The organism is Undibacterium pigrum, from assembly GCF_003201815.1.
Taxonomy (GTDB): domain Bacteria; phylum Pseudomonadota; class Gammaproteobacteria; order Burkholderiales; family Burkholderiaceae_D; genus Undibacterium; species Undibacterium pigrum.
This window is the reverse complement of record NZ_QJKB01000001.1, coordinates 422,293-438,500: the sequence shown is the minus strand read 5'-3', so window position 1 is coordinate 438,500 and position 16,208 is coordinate 422,293. Positions and strand designations below refer to the sequence as shown.

The following is a 16,208-nucleotide window of genomic DNA, read 5'->3' as shown; positions in this document are numbered from 1 at the left end:
TGAATTACAGCTTCTGCTTGCCTTCATTGCCCGGGATGAAAGGGCTCCATGGTTGCGCACGGATAGGTGTCTTGGTTTTATAGACAACGCTGAACTGACCGTCAGCCTTGATCTCACCTATCATGACTGGCTTGTGCAGGTGATGATTGGTTTTGTCCATCGTCAGCTCAAAACCGGAAGGTGCCTTGAAAGTCTGCCCGCCCATGGTAGCGATGACTTTGTCGGTATCTGTGGATTTGGCTTTTTCAACAGCCTGCTTCCACATATATATACCTACATAAGTCGCTTCCATAGGATCATTGGTCACCACTGTTGCGGCATTAGGCAGTTTTTTGGCAACTGCATAGTCTTTCCATTTCTTGATGAATTCAGTATTCACCGGGTTTTTCACGGACTGGAAATAATTCCAGGCGGCCAGATGACCCACCAATGGCTTGGTATCTACACCGCGCAATTCTTCTTCACCGACTGAGAAGGCGACGACAGGTACATCCGTGGCCTTCAAGCCAGCATTGCCGAGTTCTTTATAGAATGGGACATTGGAGTCACCATTGATGGTGGAGATAACTGCCGTCTTACCACCCGCAGCAAATTTCTTTATGTTAGCGACGATGGTCTGGTAATCAGAGTGGCCGAATGGGGTATACACTTCATCGATATCAGTATCTTTGACACCCTTGCTATGCAAGAAGGCGCGCAGGATTTTGTTGGTAGTGCGTGGGTACACATAATCAGTACCCAGCAAGACAAAGCGCTTGGCACCGCCCCCCTCTTTTGACATCAGGTATTCTGTCGCAGGAATGGCTTGCTGGTTAGGCGCAGCACCTGTGTAGAAAACGTTTTTCTCCAGCTCTTCACCTTCATACTGTACCGGATAAAACAGCAGGCTATTGAGTTCCTTGAAGACTGGCAATACTGATTTACGTGATACCGACGTCCAGCAGCCAAACACGACGGATACCTTGTCTTGCGACACGAGTTGGCGGGCTTTTTCTGCAAACAGCGGCCAGTTGGAGGCAGGATCAACGATCACCGCTTCCAGTTTTTTACCCATGACACCACCCTTGGCATTGATTTCATCTATCGTCATCAGGGCCACATCTTTGAGAGATGTCTCCGAGATTGCCATAGTGCCAGACAGGGAATGCAGAATGCCGACCTTGATAGTATCGGCGGCCTGTGCCTGCGACATCCAACCGGTAGCGGCCAGGGTCATTGCGGCGACAGCAGTTGCTTTCAAAACAGTACGACGTGACATGTTTTCTCCTGATAGTGGTGAGGTCATGGAAAGAAAAACCGAACTTCCATCAGGACAGATAGCAGATAACGTGCCAGCTGATAAAAACAAAAACTGCATTCAGATTTCTCTTGGTGAGCGCTTATATGGCAAATGAAGGTGAATGCCTTGCAAGCCTAAACACCAAGGAACTTGGTTTAATGACTAAGTCAGTGCGTAATCACAGTAAAACATGAGAAAAATGCCTGACAAATATGGCAATTCTACTTTTCGGTGCATGTGTGCGCTGAAACTGTGCAAAACCGGTACTTTTCCTGGAAACATGATTTGGAGTGATGGGAGAAACCGGACCATGACACAGCAAAGTAAAGAAATGTCCGCATGGCCCGGTAAGGGTGCATTAAATCAGCTTACGACAATCGCAAATGAAAACTGCGAGCATCACCATCTCTTTTTATCATTCTTAAAGTGCGTTGACAGGTATGCACAGTGAACAAGAAAACATCCCCGTCTGCGAGTCCAGCGCAGAATTCGCTGAGAACTGCTCAAAACAGGGCCTGTCATCACATTGCATGCCGCTGGCTGGCAAATATTCACGCATCAACTCCATCCAGGCATCATTGACACTGGTCACAGGTCCATTGAACTTGGCCACAGCGTAAGCACCGCCTGGCAGAGTCTTGATATTTACCTGAGTGTCAGATGCAAAAACATCTGGTACGGTGACACATGCATCGTAACGGCATTTGTCGGCTGCCGTGACACTGGGATCATCATGACCTATGCCATAGCATAATTGATCCTGCAAACCGTGCACTTGCATCCAGGGCGCTACTTTGCTGCGCCAGAACGATGTAACACCAGGGCCATATGGACCTATATAGCGATGGTAAGCAACGCGTACTGCTGGTAACTGAACAATTTTTACTTCCATATGATACTTTCGAAGTGGTTGATAAGAGTCACCATCTTCGCAAATACCACCCTGGCTTACCTGATCAGGATTGCTGAGTACCTGACTCAGATTGCTGTCTTGCAGTAGCCTTTTTTCATAAATAGCACGCACCTGCTCCAACCTGCGCTTATGGCTACCGGCACGCCATTGAGTGGGAGTACAATCAAACCGCAGCTTGAATGCGCGCGCAAATGCTTCGCCAGAAGCAAATCCGCATGCCAGCGCAATATCCAGTATTGATGCCTGAAGATCACAGGACAAACGCCAGGCCGCAGTTTCCAGGCGTCGCCTGCGCGCATAATCACCCAGGGTCTCCCCCATCCAGGCGGCAAATACCCGATGAAAATGGAAGCGCGAAAAATGTGCTATTTCAGCCAGTTGTTCCAGCTCAAGAGAAGAGTCCAGGTGCTGATCTATATAATCAAGGACACGATTCAGGCGTCTTGCGTATTCCGCCTGATAGACATGGACATGAGCATTGACCTTGGCATTAACTTGAGATTGGGATGTAGGGAGCGCTTTCATGCTTAATATTATGCATCAAAGCTGCTTTTCCTCATGAGCTTCAATTCTTGAAATGAACTTCAAAATGTCTTTCGCAACTTCATCTGCTTTCGTTTGCAGTAAAAAGTGGGGTGCATCGTATCTATAAGTTTCCATGTCATGCAATTGCCTGCTGATGTCAGCATGAGCGGATGCAGGTACCAGCTTGTCCCTGCTAGCTTGCAGATAAATTACCGGTACTTTGAGGAGTTTGAGTTTTTCTTTGACATCACAACACAGTACCGCGCGTAGCCTTGCCTTTAAGCTGGATGGTTTGACTTGCGCCAAAGCATAGGCCAGTTGCCTGCGCAATTCTTTACTGGAAAATCGACCCAGCAGCAAATGACTGAATACACTTAAAGGTGCCAGCCTGGTTGGCAAATAAGGCAGGGCATACCTGGACGCAGCCAGCAAGGGACGAGGATTGCTGGCAAAAGTCGCACAAAGTATTAATGCTTTTAGCCGCACTGGTTGCGTGGCGGCGATGGAGATGGCAATCGGCCCTGAGAACGATTCTCCCAGCAAAATATAGTCTTCATCCTGTGGCAGTTGCGTCTGAACCAATGCTTCCAGCTCTGCATAGCTCAGCGCCTGATCTACCGGATATGTCAGCATCAGTAACTTGCATTCACCATTCAATGCCGCATGCAAAGGCGCGTAGAGTGTGCCTGTGCCATCCATGCCAGGCAAAAGAACGATAGTCATCATGCTGGCAATCATAGCAGGCCAGGCACTACCATGCAGCCTCAATGCATTTTGGGGTATCCCGTAATTTGCTGTATCTCTTTATATAAGGGCTGGAGACGGGCATACATTTTTTGGTAGACGCGGTGATACAGCTCATTGTAGATCTGGTGATGATGGGCGATAGGCTCAAAGGTTTTGCCTATACGTGTCATCTCCTTGATGGCCACATCAAAACTGGGATGCAAGCCCAGTCCAACGGTCGCATCAATTGCAGCACCCAGGCCGGATGTCTCGTAGATATGCGGGCGTGAAGTAGGCAAGCCAAAGATATCGGCCGTCAATTGCATGGCAGCATCACTTTGCGAGCCGCCGCCTGAGATACGCAATTCAGTGATCGCTACACCGCTACGCTTTTCTATGCGTTCTTTACCTTCTCGTAAGGCATAAGCCAGGCCCTCAAGAATAGCGCGGTACATATGTGCTCGCGTATGCACATCACCGAAGCCGATGATGGCCCCTTTGGCCTCCGCACCCGGCACCTTGATGCCAGGCGTCCAGTAGGGTTGCAACATCAGGCCCATGGAGCCTGGCGGCACGGCATTCACCAGTTCATCAAACAAGGCCTCTGGCAAGACACCCTGCTCTGCCGCTTGCAGTTTTTCATGATGGCCAAATTGTTCCTTGAACCAGTTCACCATCCAGTAACCACGGAATATCTGTACTTCGGTACTATATGAATTGGGTATCGCTGCTGGGTATGGCGGTATGAAGGGCGTTACTTCCAGATATTTTTTGCTGGTGGTATTGATGGTGGCCGTCGTGCCATAACTGAGACAACCGATATTAGGCTGCTGGCAACCAGCGCCTATCACTTCACAAGCCTTGTCCGCTGCTGCAGCCAGCAAAGGTGTGCCAGCCAGTATGCCGGTTGCTGCCTCAGCCGCCTGATTGATGTGTCCCATGACCGTGCCGGGCGGCACCAGCTCAGGCAAGCTTTCAGCCCTTACCGCCAATGCCTGCCATTTCCAATCCAGCTTGCCTGCCCATTTCAAACCCTTGTAGTCAAATGGCAGATAACCGACTTGCGAACCTATGGAATCAATGAAATTGCCGCACAAGCGATAATTCAGGTAGCCAGACAACATCAGGTATTTATCCGTCTTGTCCCAGATATCAGGCTGATGCGCCTTGATCCAGTTGGCTTCTGCTTCACCGCGAAAGAAATTGATAGTGCTGGCAACGCCTGCCAGCTTGAAGGCTGTCATCCACAAAGAGTTGACGGGTGGTACCACATCGGTGCGCCTTTGATCTAGCCAGGTAATCGCAGGCCTTAAGGGTTGGCCATGCTTGTCCAGGTTGATCATGGTGCCGCGCTGGGTGGTCACGGCGACACCGTGTACGCTCGATGGTGAAACTCCGTGTTCATTCCACAGCCGCTGGCAGGCTGTACATACTGCCTGCCAGTAATCTTCAGGATGATGCTCTGCCCAGCCAGGTTGATCTGAAAAATAAGCTTCGAGATGTACCTGGGACTTGGCGACGATATTGCCACGCAAATCAAACAGGATAGCCCTGACGCTTTGAGTGCCGTTGTCTATGGAAAGGATATATTGTTTGGACATGATTTTTGATCTTATCTAGGCTGTCGCTGATTTCGCCACTCAGGAATACTACTCTTGCCTGGCAAAGCATAATACCTGTTCCACAATTGCAGATAGGCAGACTGTTCATTTTCCCATCGCTCGTTATCCCATGCCAATTCAGACTGACAAATTATCCGTATGCGAGGTAACAAGGCTAAACCTCCCTGCTTTAGCAGTAAGCCGAGGCGTGTCCTGCGCAGCATCAAGTCTTGCAGGTGCTCTACCGCTTCATGCCGTGCTGCCCAGCGCAGTTCTACCCACATGGTTAATGTGCCTGGTATGGTATCTAGTTCACCGGTCTGGGCTATCTTTACGAGCTCAGTAGCAAACTCACCGTAGTGGCCTTGCAGCCGCAAAGCTTGCGCATGATTAAGCTGTTTTTCCTGTAAATGTGAAGCCGGAGTAAACAAGCTGCGCGCTTGACGATCAGCTTGATGACCAGGAAATAAATGAGCAATGTGTTTTAACGCATCTTGCGCAATCAATCTGAAAGTCGTCAACTTGCCGCCTGTGACTGTCAATAAGCCTTTTTCCAGCCAGATGGCATGATCACGTCCTTCCTTGGATGGATCGGCCTTGCCGGTATCAATCACAGGCCGTATGCCTGCATAGCTGGCGATGATGTCATCGAGCCTGAGTTGTAATTGCGGGAACTGGAAGTCCATCGCTTCCATCAGATAAGCGACTTCATCTGCTGTGATTGCAGTTTCCTGTTGCAGGTCAGAGCCATGATCCACATCTGTCGTCCCTACAAGGCTGACACCCTCCCAAGGGTAGACAAAGACAGGGCGGCCATCACGTGGGTGCATCAGGCTCACTGCCTGCGCCACCGGCAAGCGCCAGGCCGGCAATAACAAATGGCTGCCGCGCAGGGGGCGCAATCTTGCACTTGCTCCTTGCTGCTGACGCAGACCGTCAGCCCAGACTCCCGTTGCACTGATGATGACTTTGGCCTTGACCTGGTATTCCTGCATACTTACTGCGTCTTGCAAAACTACGCCATTGGCCTGCTCGTTTTCATACGTGACACTTTTTACAGCAAGATAATTCAATGCAGTGGCTCCAGCAGCACTGGCCTCCTGCAAGACTCTGAGCACCAGACGGGCATCATCAGTCTTGGCATCCAGGTAGCAGGAACCGCCCTTCAAATCAGTCGCAGGTATATGCGGTGCCAGCATCTGGAAGTCTTGCGCAGAAAAATAATGCTTGCCACGCAAACCAGCGAGAAAGTCATAGATGACCAAACCCATCGCAAACATCCAGCGCCCGGGCTTGCGACCCTGATAATCGGCAAAGGCAAAACTCTGCGGCTCTACCAGACCCGCCGCAGCTTGCATCAATTGCTGCCTTTCGCGTACAGAATCCCGCGTCAGGAGAAATTTACCCTCTTTTATATAGCGCAGGCCGCCGTGCACAAGTTTGGATGAACGGCTGGATGTACCCCAGGCGAAATCTTTTTGTTCGACCAGCAAAACCCTTAAGCCGCGTCTTGCAGCTTCCAGCAATATACCTGCGCCAGTGATCCCGCCGCCGATGACGATGATGTCCCAGTCTTGCTCATCATCGGCAATCGTCTTGAGCAAGTCGGCACGTGATTTGCTTGTTTTCATTGCTTTACATCTTCTACAGGCAACAGCTTGCCCGGATTCATGATGCCTTGCGGGTCGAAGTGTTTGAACAAATGACGCATGCCTGATATTCCCAGGCTGCCTTTTTCAGCTTCCAGATAAGGCGCATGGTCACTGCCCACGCCATGCTGGTGGCTTATGGTGCCGCCATTGGCGACGATGGCAGCAGAAACTGCAGATTTGAGCCTGCGCCAGCGTGCATAATCATGTTCATAATCACCAGTCAGGCGATAGACAAAGGTTGAGTAAACGCTGGCCCCCTGTCCATATAAATGAGACAAATGCGTATACGCATGCACCTGTTCATTTTCTGTTGCCATGGCATTCTGGCCAGCCTGTTCCATGCTCAGCATCATGGTCTTCACTTTGGGCCAGTCGCAGGCAGTTTCTACGGTATCTATCGCATAACCCTGCTGCCAGGCACTATTGCGCAAGTACACATTCCTGAAACGCCCCTGCTTCCATTTTTCGCCCATGGTTTTACCTATGTGCACACCTTGATGCTGGCCTGTCATCTTCAAGGCAGATTTGACGGCATGGCGCACCTGGGATTTTTCGCCGCTGGCACCGATGAGCAATACGCATTTACCCTCATCACAGCCACGCAGGCGCAAATAGGATTCCAGCAAGCCTATCAACTTATTGTGGCCTGCCAGCGTCAGGCTGGTCAGGGTTTCAGTGGCATTTGAAAGTCGCAACATCGATAAACCGAGCTTGCCCTGGGCGATAGACCTCACAGCAGTTTGCGCTGCATCCCAGTCAGGAAAGAACACGGCATGAAATTCTTCACATGCAGGTAAAGCCGTAATGCGTACGGTCACTTCAGTCACTATGCCCATGCGCCCTTCTGAACCCAGCAGCATCTCCCGCAAGTCCAGCCCGGCAGCTGATGCCGGGAAAGTCTGGATGTCCAGCCTCCCCGCAGGTGTCTCTACCCTGGCACCAGCCAGTAATTGCTCTATACGCCCATAGCGCAATGACTGCTGACCAGATGAACGGGTAACCACCCAGCCACCCAGCGTCGAATATTCAAAAGACTGCGGAAAATGCCCCAGCGTATAGCCGTGGGCCCGTAATTGCGCTTCCAGGTCCGGGCCAAAGACACCCGCACCAAAAGTCGCCAGTTGCGCTTCCTTGTCCAGATTCAGTAATTGCGACATGCGTGACATATCGACAGACAAGACAGGCTGCTCACTCCCGGTGACGGCCAGATGCCCAACCACGCTGGTACCACCGCCATAAGGTATCAGGGCGATATTATGCAAAGTGGCGTAATCCAGCAAGCTGCGCACGTCGCCAGCACTTTCTGGGTAAGCCACACCATCGGGGAAATGACTGATCTTGCCAAAGCGCATTTTGAGCCAGTCTGGCAGGCTTTGCCCCAGAGTATGCCTGACACGCCCCAATGCATCTGTATCCACCAGAGGATGTACTGGCAAGCGGCTCTCTGGCACTTGCTGGCATACATGATCCAATGCTGCATCTGCCTGCGGCAAGCCCTGGCCTATGCGTGCCTGCAAAAAACTCAGAGCATCTGCATTGATCGCATAATGAATACTGTCGTCACCCCAACCATTCCAACGTCGCATTTTTCTATCCCTGAATTAAGCCTGAGCTTGGTATACTCAATAATTAACTTCTAGCTTAATCAAGTGTCACCTTCAGGTATTGCGCTTTCATGACAAGGTTCTTGTTTTAATATGCCAAATTCACATACAGGATCAGTCGCAGGCAAGCACAGCACTGGGCGGGTGGCTACCGCCTACCTGCAACCTTTGCTTGAACTGGCGAATGAACGTAGTTTGAATTTGCGCACGCTGGCGATCATGGCTGGCATGGCTGAAGATACCCTGAGCAGGCTGCAGGAAAGCATAGCTGCTGCGGACTATATAAGCCTGCTTGATGCAGGCGCAGAACTGAGCATAGACCCGCACTTTGGCTTGCATGTAGGCGAAAGAGTCAAACTTGGCACCTACAATGTGTATGGCATGATACTGATGAGCTGCAAGGACTTTGAACAGGCCTTCCAGCAAACCATGCGCTATGAAGGTCTGGCGCATGACCTTGGCCGCTCTGTATTGGTAGTTGATGATGCGATGACCGAATATCAGTGGCATAGTCATTTCCCACAAGCCAGCAGGCATCTGGCTGAAAGCGTATTCGCAGGCATACGCGTGTTTGGCAACTGGTTTGCTGGCACTACACTACCTGATGCGCCGGTTTACTTCAGACATGCGGCTCCAGATGATTTGAGCGAACATCATCGCCTTTTTGGTATGGAGGTGCATTTCGATGCAACGGTCAACTGCGCCCGTTTCCCCACAGCCTTGCTAAGCTGGCCTGTGCCCAATGCCGATGTCAGCATGTACCCTGTCTTGCAACATCATGCCGAACAATTACTCAAACAAAAACAGCAGGCCGAGCAAGATGGCGGTATCGTCGCCCAGGTCAGGGCTGCTATCAGTAATACTTTGGCGCAAGACCAGGCCAGATTGCCTTTGATCGCACAAGAGTTATTGCTGAGCCAGCGGACTCTGCAACGTAAATTGAGCGAAGCAGGCATCAGCTTCCAGCAAATTCTGGATCAAACCCGGAAAGACATGGCCATTGATTATTTGCAGCAAACAGGTTTCAGCCTGGCAGATATCGCCTTCCTGTTAGGCTATCAGGAGCAAAGCGCCTTCAATCATGCATTCAAGGAATGGACAGGCGTCAGCCCAGGCGCATACCGCGAAAAACATCTGCACAAATAAAAATGCGGGCACTGTTTGCACAGCACCCGCATTTCTTAATTCTGGACGGTGGCCAGTTCGCTTGAATGCAAACCAGGCACACCTCACTACCGTCATACATATCGGTTGTATGTACAGCAGCTAGACATACTATAGCGCAAAATTATGACGGCTGCATGAACTGCTGCTTGAGCTATATCAAACCTGCAATCAAGCTGTCATTCCGCAGCGGGCGTAGCAGTTGCAGCCTCAGGTACAACGTCAGTGACAGGCACGCTTTCAAAACGAAACAGCTCTTGCACAGAACAATTAAACAATTCAGCAAAGGCTTCGATAAATTCCACTTTCCAGTGTTCTGCCTTGTTATCGACGATACGTAATAATTGAGAATGCGAAACTGTCACTCGCCTGGCGATCAGCAGACGGTGCAAGGCAGAAACCGAACGAATCTTGTTTTCAACCATCAACTCACGAATTCTGAGCTCGGCTTTTATTTTATGTCCGGACATGGGGAAATTAATATTACTGGGGTTTTAATAGAGATGAATGAACATCAAGCAACGGCTGCGATGATACAGGATATAAGCAATTTTTGCGGTCGCCGCATAAAAACAACATGAAATATAGAATTTTCTTCACGCCATGCTGGATTTTTTTTAAAAGCTGTGGCAAGATCAATTCATCGATTTTGGCAAGACTTTTAGACATTTTTTATTTAGGACGATACGTGAAAACTACCTGGCTCCCACAACTACAACAAGACATGTGCTTAACAGCACAGGGCTTGCTGTCAGCATTGTCGGCCAAGGCAGTGGCGGGACTGGGCTATCGTGATGCACTAGCAAAACTGGCAACGGTAGCTGGCACGATATCCAAACGCAATGATAGCGATGGCATTATTCGCACAGTCGCAAAACATGTGAACACCCGTAACGAGCAGTCCAATACAGTTAATTTTACGTTTAACCCTCAACACAATCACCGCATCCGAAGGTCAGCCCTTCAGGTAGCAGGAGCAAATTAAGAACAGCTCCTCCCCACCTCAAGCTGAAAAGCCCGGATGCCCTGAAAAGCTCCGGGCTTTTTGTTTAATCATCTGTCGCTTTATCAATGATAAGCACAGACCCAGTAGTGAAACCCGCGCAAGCGGTCGTGGCCAGCAACAAGGTCACGGAAACACCAGTAAGCCAGTACACAAGCTTAATTTGATCATGCGTATCCAAATACAAAGATGCGCAAAAGCCAGGGGAAAATCCCCAGCTATTTTTTATTCCAAGGAAGGGAGGTAAACATGTTTGCTGTATTCTGGATAGAAATCCACAAGCAAATAAAAATGTCTCACTGCAGGGAATTTGATACCGGCGACATGGTTGCCGCCCTCAAATTCGCTGACAATCTGAGACAAAGACAGGCCGCAGGAGAATATATACGCCACATCAGCATGTCGTCAGAAAATACCAATTCTGTCGGTGTGCCAAGTGCGGCGATAGATTATCACTGGGCCGAACACAAGATTGCCGCATGATTTTGCAAACTACATCAAGGCGATCATCGATATGATTCACCATATGCAAAGACCTGAGCCAGCTCAGGTCTTTTCATGTAAACCGCCCTCAAAAATCCATTTCAGCTATTTACCGCAATTAATCCACGACGCCAAAGGATGTGAGGAAGTCGGTTCTTGCACAGAATAGCGCGGCACTTTAATCACACTCTCCTGATCCTGCGCTGCTTTGGATGCCAGTAAATTACTGATATCTTGCGATAACTTTTCCCGGTGATGATCTTTCAGCCATGTCACCAGTTTATTATTCGAATCTGTATCCATCGTCATCAAGACACGGGCTGATTCAAAAAGAGAATTTTGTATGGGAGCCTCTTCACAACGCCCCGGCCCATTCACGGCCAGCTTGTAATTTGTCTGGATGGAATTGACAAATCTGTCCAGTTTAATGAGCTGGTTGTCGCGATGAGATTCATCCCTGTACTCGTCAGCGCCATTTTTCTGCAAGAACGCATTGCGCTTGCGCGGGCTGCCCTTCCTTGTCAATTCCAGCAAGCGATCCAGACCTATATGCCAGACGGCACAGTTCGCGTGATTGATGGAACGGCCTACTGTAATGGCAGGAATTTCATCAGAAGCAAACTGGCGCGCGTCGGCCGCGGATTTCGCGACGCCAGAATAAGCATAATTCTTTAAAGGGATATTGACATTGGGATTGAATCTGTATGACTGGTCACTGGCCAATGGCACACCGAGTACATCCAGTTGACCTTCCCGGCGCTGCTCCAGCAAAGAATCAAATGCGCGGTAAATGGATGGGCTGATGACATAGTCAATCATGCTGCTACGGGTATCGGCCAGAGAACCGCTCAAATCTCCCCTGTCGTTAACATGCGCATCAACCAGTATCAGCAGACAGGACAGGTCCTGCGTACCCACCAGGATTTCTGAATAAGCCCGGATCAGGGCATCCACACCCAAATTATCAGACGAACCGGCATCGTACAAATGCAAAAACTTGGGGCTCGAATGATGATAAAGCTCGTTGTCCGCATTGAAGTTTTTCAGGGCCAGCGGTACAAACAAACCCGGGTAGGCAGCAGAAGCTGCCACTGCGTCTGCGACACGTAACTGATTCAAATCAGAGCCAATTTCTTTAAAAGCGGCATCAGTAAAGGTAAAGCCCTGCAAACTCGCTTCAGAAGAATTAAGCCCTCTGGTTGTCAGGGTATCCGCACCGACAAAGCGGTGCGCATGAGAACTATTGATATACAGGGAAGGCCTGCCTGGCTTGCGTTCACCCAAATCGCCATAGACAGCCCCTTTATAAATTCCGGCATCAAATACATCTGCCAGGATACGGGTGGCATTTTTGCCGGAGGTCAGCGTTGGCACAAAATTCATAGGATTGGCTGAACGGTATACCCATGAGCTTAAATAATCCTTGCGAAGCTGGGCTGACATCAGGTCAAAATCCGCTTCATTTTCCAGCGGCTTCAAGCTGACTGCAGCCGCAGCCAGTGAACCGCCCGATACTGAAGACAAAGCCGTGACTTCATCAAACAAACCAAAATTGCGTAACTGCGCAATCACCCCCAAACCAAAATTTGCCGCCCGCAATCCACCACCAGAGATCGCCACGCCAACAAACATGGGATGAAGACAAGGGTCATTTTCCGCCACTGTAGTGCTCGCACACCCCAGCCTGGAAGGGTAATTCGCACGCGGCACGCTGGTATCTGCGCTGCTTGCCTTAAGGTTTATATGAGGATTTCTTTCGTCAATGTGCAAAGTAGCACAGCCTGACAAAAACATCGTTGCCCAGATCGAAGCGCCAAAAAAGGCATTTTTTATCGGGGGTATATTCAACATCCAGACTCCATGATTCACTGATGGACCTACACAAAACCGCCCCAGCTGCGTTGCAGCGCCTGCATTTGGCAAGATTCGGTACTTAAAGTACTGTCGCCGTCGCTGACGCCTTGCTGGGACAATTTTGTGTAAGTCCTAGAAAATTTCGAATTCACTGCCCTACATCTCGCAGAAAATCCAACTACAAGCTTATTAGACTATTAATTATTGCAGAGGTTCCACACTATCTCATAGTGTGGCTATAGGCGTACGACTTGCCTGTCATTGACAGCAAAAAACCAAATGCAAATATTCAAATAAGTTTGTCTTTTTAATCATTGTCGACTAAATTGTCAAATTGAAATTTTAGTTTTGCTTGAATAGCAATAGTGATTTGCGTACCCAACGAACGCATGCGAAGCAATCCGATTCACATTTCCAGGAAAAAACAGTATGAGTAACAGCATAGGTGATCCATCATCCCCCAATCCTGGCCTGGCAATGACGCTTGCGGCAACAGCATACTGCACAGACCCGACAACGACACTGAGTAATATGGGCAATGGCTGGAGCGCGGTCTGGGTAGCGACTACGGATATCAATGGCAATATTGCCTTCATTGCCTACAATGGCAGCTCGCAATATGTGGTGGCCATACGCGGCTCATTACTGAACTTTAGCTGGCAAGCCTTTGATAACTGGTTCAAGCAAGATCTCAATGTCTATGAGCAAACCGCCTGGACTTATCCCGCCAGCTCATCTCAGCCCATGGTCTCGCGAGGTTCTTCTGACGGTCTCAATGATCTGATCCAGCTTGTCGACACCTCCGGACAAACGATTTACCAGTATCTGGCAGCCAATGCGACAGGCAGCAATATCTCCATAGGTGTAGTTGGACACAGTCTGGGCGGTAATCTCGCTACGGTATTTGCGCCCTGGCTGTTGTATCAGTTCCAGCAAGACAATATCGCGCCACCTGCGCTTTTCCCCGTACTGACTTTCGCCGCCCCCACTGCTGGTAATACGGCTTTTGCTGCCGCGTACGACAAGAGCTTCCCCAACTCATGGCGCTACTACAATGAGATTGATCTCGTACCTATGGCTTCTGATTCGCTGCGTTCCGCGCAAGAACTATACTCCCCGGCACCAGAGGCCAGCAGTATAGAAACCACCTACAAATCTGTCACGGTCACTCTCAAGGAAGGGATAGGACTTATTGCGGATTCTATCGATGTATCTGAAGCTGCGAACGGCTCTGTCTACGCACAAACCAATCAAGCCAGCGGCAGCATCGCGCTGAACACCTCCAAAACCCTGATCCCAGTCGATACCAACAAGCCCTTGATAGACCAGTGGTTCGATCAAGTCGCCTCCCAGCATGTACAAAGCACTTACCTGTCGCTCTTCGGACTCCCGCCAGTAACGTGTGCAACTACGCAAGGGCAAAGCAACTCAAGTCAATCCGTGCCTTGAAAACAAACAAGCCCTTGATCTACAAGGGCTTGTCCGTCTTTTTTTTAAAACGGAAATCAGTCTCGCTGGGTAAGCAAGGTAGCAATACTCAATATGGCAAGTGCACCGACTATCAAACTGCCCAGCGCCTGAAAGTCAAAGCCACTATTCTCTGAAGTCGCAACATTTAAGTAAGATGGCATCAGGCATCCTATGATCAAACCACCTGCAATGCCGACAAGAATATTCAGATAAATATTCTGATGGTCACCTGTAGAAGTAGTCAAAATAATCCAACCCACGATACCTCCAACAAAAACCCAAAAAATCAAGCCCATACATCCTCCATACCCGGTTCATTTTCAAATATGCATCTTGCTCAATGTCACTCAGCAGTAATACATCTGCCTCATCAAGAAATAATGAGGTGAGTTATTAGTTTCGCTCTTGCTCAGTATCTTTATCAGGGCGCTCTATATCACCTTCCTGATTTCTTTTATTCTCTTGTTCAGCATGCTCAAGCACGCGTGAGTTGGGATAAGAATCATCTTCAATCACAAATTCATATTTCTCTTTTGATGGATGATCCAAAGATCGGCCTGGTGCGTCATTGACCTCGTCAATTTGAGGAATGATGCTTGTTTGCGGCAGTTGTGGATTTTTGTCTGAAATACTCATGCCCGGCTCCATTTATATATTTACTCTCAACAGAGAGAATAATAAATAAGTCCATCTGCGTAGAAAGTAGGCAGGAACGCCCAGTGCGTGTAAGAAAACACGCCAGTCGGGATAAAGACAGACATGAAACGAAACCTTGATTTGGATGTGCTAATTTCAGGCACAAAAATATCAGAATTACAAGGCAGTCGCCTGAGATGCCTTTCAATGCAAACCTGATTTTGAGTGAATACTCAAAAAGGCAATAAAATACTTGGCAATGATAGTGATTCTCATTTACAATCAACTTGTTGCCTGCGTGACACTCTGATTCTTTGCCTATTCCCCGCAGGCTACATTTGTTCAACCGTACTTTGTAATGAGCGTTTATGAACGGTTTGCGACCGATGTCAACACAGTTTGAAGAAACCCGGCTACAGATCAGCACTGGCCCGGGTGTAAAAATTTCTCATATCGATTACACGCCGCAGCAGTATCGCAGTGTCAAATCAGAATCGCCACCCTGTCTGGCACTATGCGTATTTTTGGAAGGCAGTGGTGAATCGATACTTGCTGACCGTTCGCGCATTCATTTTGCGCCAGATCAGGCCTTGCTGTTTGCTTCGCCTAGCAATAGCTGCTCGGAAACCAACCTGCCTGGTCATCAGCGTCTGCGGGCAATTGAAATCCATTTCACTGCACAAACCCTGGAACAAATAAGGGGCATGCAAATCCAGCCCATGCTGCAACGCCTTGCAGCCAATGCGAGCTTGCGTCCGGCTGGGGAAGATAGCTTCCTCTACCAATTCCCTGCCTCGGCAGCGATACGCGCAATTGCGGAACAGATATTCCGTCAGCGTACGCCAGAAGGAGTGCAGCAGCTTTTCTTGCATAGCAAGGCACTGGAATTATTATCCTTGATGGTGGAAGCCTTGTTATCCATCCTGGCTGCTCCGCAAAGCGTGGATAAGCCTGCCATGCAAAAACGTGACCACAAAAAACTGGATCGCGCACGTGAATGTCTGCTGGCCAGACTGGACCACAACTGGTCGCTGGCAGAGCTGGCCCATGCATCCAACCTGAATGAGCGTAAGCTAAAGGAAGGTTTCAAGGCTTTGTTTGGCAATTCAGTGCATGCCTATTTGCAGGAAAAACGCATGCAGGCGGCTGCGCACCTGCTCAGTTGTACTGAACTAAGTATCACTGAAGTGGTGATGCAAACCGGCTATGCCAATCCCAGCCATTTCTCCAAGTTATTCCGACGACATTTTGGCATGTCGCCACGTGAATTTACCCAGTTGAAAACATCTGCCTGAGTT

Annotated in this window: 16 protein-coding genes; 6 read left to right on the top strand and 10 right to left on the bottom strand. The window is 49.3% G+C overall.

The window, feature by feature from the left end:
• Positions 1-4 precede the first annotated feature (4 nt).
• On the bottom strand, positions 5-1,258 hold the full coding sequence (gene urtA / locus DFR42_RS01985; protein ID WP_110253268.1) for an urea ABC transporter substrate-binding protein: 1,254 nt from the start codon (positions 1,256-1,258) through the stop codon (positions 5-7).
• Here urtA and DFR42_RS29080 point away from each other — a divergent pair.
• Positions 1,257-1,394, top strand: coding sequence for a hypothetical protein (locus DFR42_RS29080; protein WP_170133389.1), 138 nt, complete (start codon positions 1,257-1,259; stop codon positions 1,392-1,394). The genes urtA and DFR42_RS29080 overlap by 2 nt on opposite strands.
• Before the next feature lie 306 nt (positions 1,395-1,700).
• Here DFR42_RS29080 and DFR42_RS01980 read toward each other — a convergent pair whose 3' ends face one another.
• Genes DFR42_RS01980 through DFR42_RS01960 form a run of 5 tightly spaced genes read right to left on the bottom strand, consistent with a single transcriptional unit; the run spans position 1,701 to position 8,282 of the window.
• Positions 1,701-2,717: an AraC family transcriptional regulator gene (locus DFR42_RS01980; RefSeq protein WP_110253267.1), complete on the bottom strand. Its 1,017-nt coding sequence runs from the start codon at positions 2,715-2,717 to the stop codon at positions 1,701-1,703.
• 15 nt (positions 2,718-2,732) lie between these two features.
• Positions 2,733-3,443, bottom strand: coding sequence for an alpha/beta fold hydrolase (locus tag DFR42_RS01975; protein ID WP_110254191.1), 711 nt, complete (start codon positions 3,441-3,443; stop codon positions 2,733-2,735).
• A 38-nt stretch (positions 3,444-3,481) separates the two neighbouring features.
• Positions 3,482-5,044, bottom strand: a complete 1,563-nt coding sequence (locus DFR42_RS01970) for an FGGY-family carbohydrate kinase (RefSeq protein WP_110253266.1) — start codon at positions 5,042-5,044, stop codon at positions 3,482-3,484.
• 11 nt (positions 5,045-5,055) lie between these two features.
• On the bottom strand, positions 5,056-6,675 hold the full coding sequence (locus DFR42_RS01965) for a glycerol-3-phosphate dehydrogenase/oxidase (protein WP_110253265.1): 1,620 nt from the start codon (positions 6,673-6,675) through the stop codon (positions 5,056-5,058).
• Positions 6,672-8,282 carry an FAD-binding oxidoreductase gene (locus tag DFR42_RS01960; RefSeq protein ID WP_110253264.1) on the bottom strand — a complete coding sequence of 537 codons (1,611 nt, stop codon included), beginning with the start codon at positions 8,280-8,282 and terminating at the stop codon, positions 6,672-6,674. The genes DFR42_RS01965 and DFR42_RS01960 overlap by 4 nt, the downstream gene beginning before the upstream one ends.
• A gap of 111 nt (positions 8,283-8,393) precedes the next feature.
• On the opposite strand from DFR42_RS01960, the gene DFR42_RS01955 reads away from it, so the two are divergent.
• The gene (locus tag DFR42_RS01955) at positions 8,394-9,446 is read left to right on the top strand and encodes an AraC family transcriptional regulator (RefSeq protein ID WP_110253263.1); all 1,053 of its coding nucleotides are present in this window, start codon (positions 8,394-8,396) and stop codon (positions 9,444-9,446) included.
• Between the two features lie 197 nt (positions 9,447-9,643).
• On the opposite strand, the gene DFR42_RS01950 is transcribed toward DFR42_RS01955, so the two are convergent.
• Positions 9,644-9,934, bottom strand: coding sequence for a helix-turn-helix domain-containing protein (locus DFR42_RS01950; RefSeq protein ID WP_110253262.1), 291 nt, complete (start codon positions 9,932-9,934; stop codon positions 9,644-9,646).
• 107 nt (positions 9,935-10,041) lie between these two features.
• Between DFR42_RS01950 and DFR42_RS01945 the strand changes: the two genes are divergently transcribed.
• Positions 10,042-10,449: a hypothetical protein gene (locus tag DFR42_RS01945; protein WP_110253261.1), complete on the top strand. Its 408-nt coding sequence runs from the start codon at positions 10,042-10,044 to the stop codon at positions 10,447-10,449.
• 267 nt (positions 10,450-10,716) lie between these two features.
• Positions 10,717-10,950, top strand: a complete 234-nt coding sequence (locus DFR42_RS01940) for a hypothetical protein (RefSeq protein ID WP_110253260.1) — start codon at positions 10,717-10,719, stop codon at positions 10,948-10,950.
• Positions 10,951-11,055: 105 nt separating this feature from the next.
• Here the strand turns inward: DFR42_RS01940 and DFR42_RS01935 are convergent, their stop codons facing one another.
• Entirely contained in the window at positions 11,056-12,801 is a 1,746-nt protein-coding gene (locus DFR42_RS01935) for a patatin-like phospholipase family protein (protein WP_110253259.1), read from the bottom strand.
• 432 nt (positions 12,802-13,233) lie between these two features.
• Between DFR42_RS01935 and DFR42_RS01930 the strand changes: the two genes are divergently transcribed.
• On the top strand, positions 13,234-14,253 hold the full coding sequence (locus DFR42_RS01930; protein ID WP_110253258.1) for a lipase family protein: 1,020 nt from the start codon (positions 13,234-13,236) through the stop codon (positions 14,251-14,253).
• 56 nt (positions 14,254-14,309) lie between these two features.
• On the opposite strand, the gene DFR42_RS01925 is transcribed toward DFR42_RS01930, so the two are convergent.
• Both DFR42_RS01925 and DFR42_RS01920 read right to left on the bottom strand, forming a co-directional pair.
• Positions 14,310-14,570 carry a GlsB/YeaQ/YmgE family stress response membrane protein gene (locus DFR42_RS01925; RefSeq protein WP_110253257.1) on the bottom strand — a complete coding sequence of 87 codons (261 nt, stop codon included), beginning with the start codon at positions 14,568-14,570 and terminating at the stop codon, positions 14,310-14,312.
• A 97-nt stretch (positions 14,571-14,667) separates the two neighbouring features.
• On the bottom strand, positions 14,668-14,910 hold the full coding sequence (locus tag DFR42_RS01920) for a hypothetical protein (RefSeq protein WP_110253256.1): 243 nt from the start codon (positions 14,908-14,910) through the stop codon (positions 14,668-14,670).
• Between the two features lie 368 nt (positions 14,911-15,278).
• Between DFR42_RS01920 and DFR42_RS01915 the strand changes: the two genes are divergently transcribed.
• Positions 15,279-16,205: an AraC family transcriptional regulator gene (locus tag DFR42_RS01915; RefSeq protein ID WP_110253255.1), complete on the top strand. Its 927-nt coding sequence runs from the start codon at positions 15,279-15,281 to the stop codon at positions 16,203-16,205.
• Positions 16,206-16,208 lie beyond the last annotated feature (3 nt).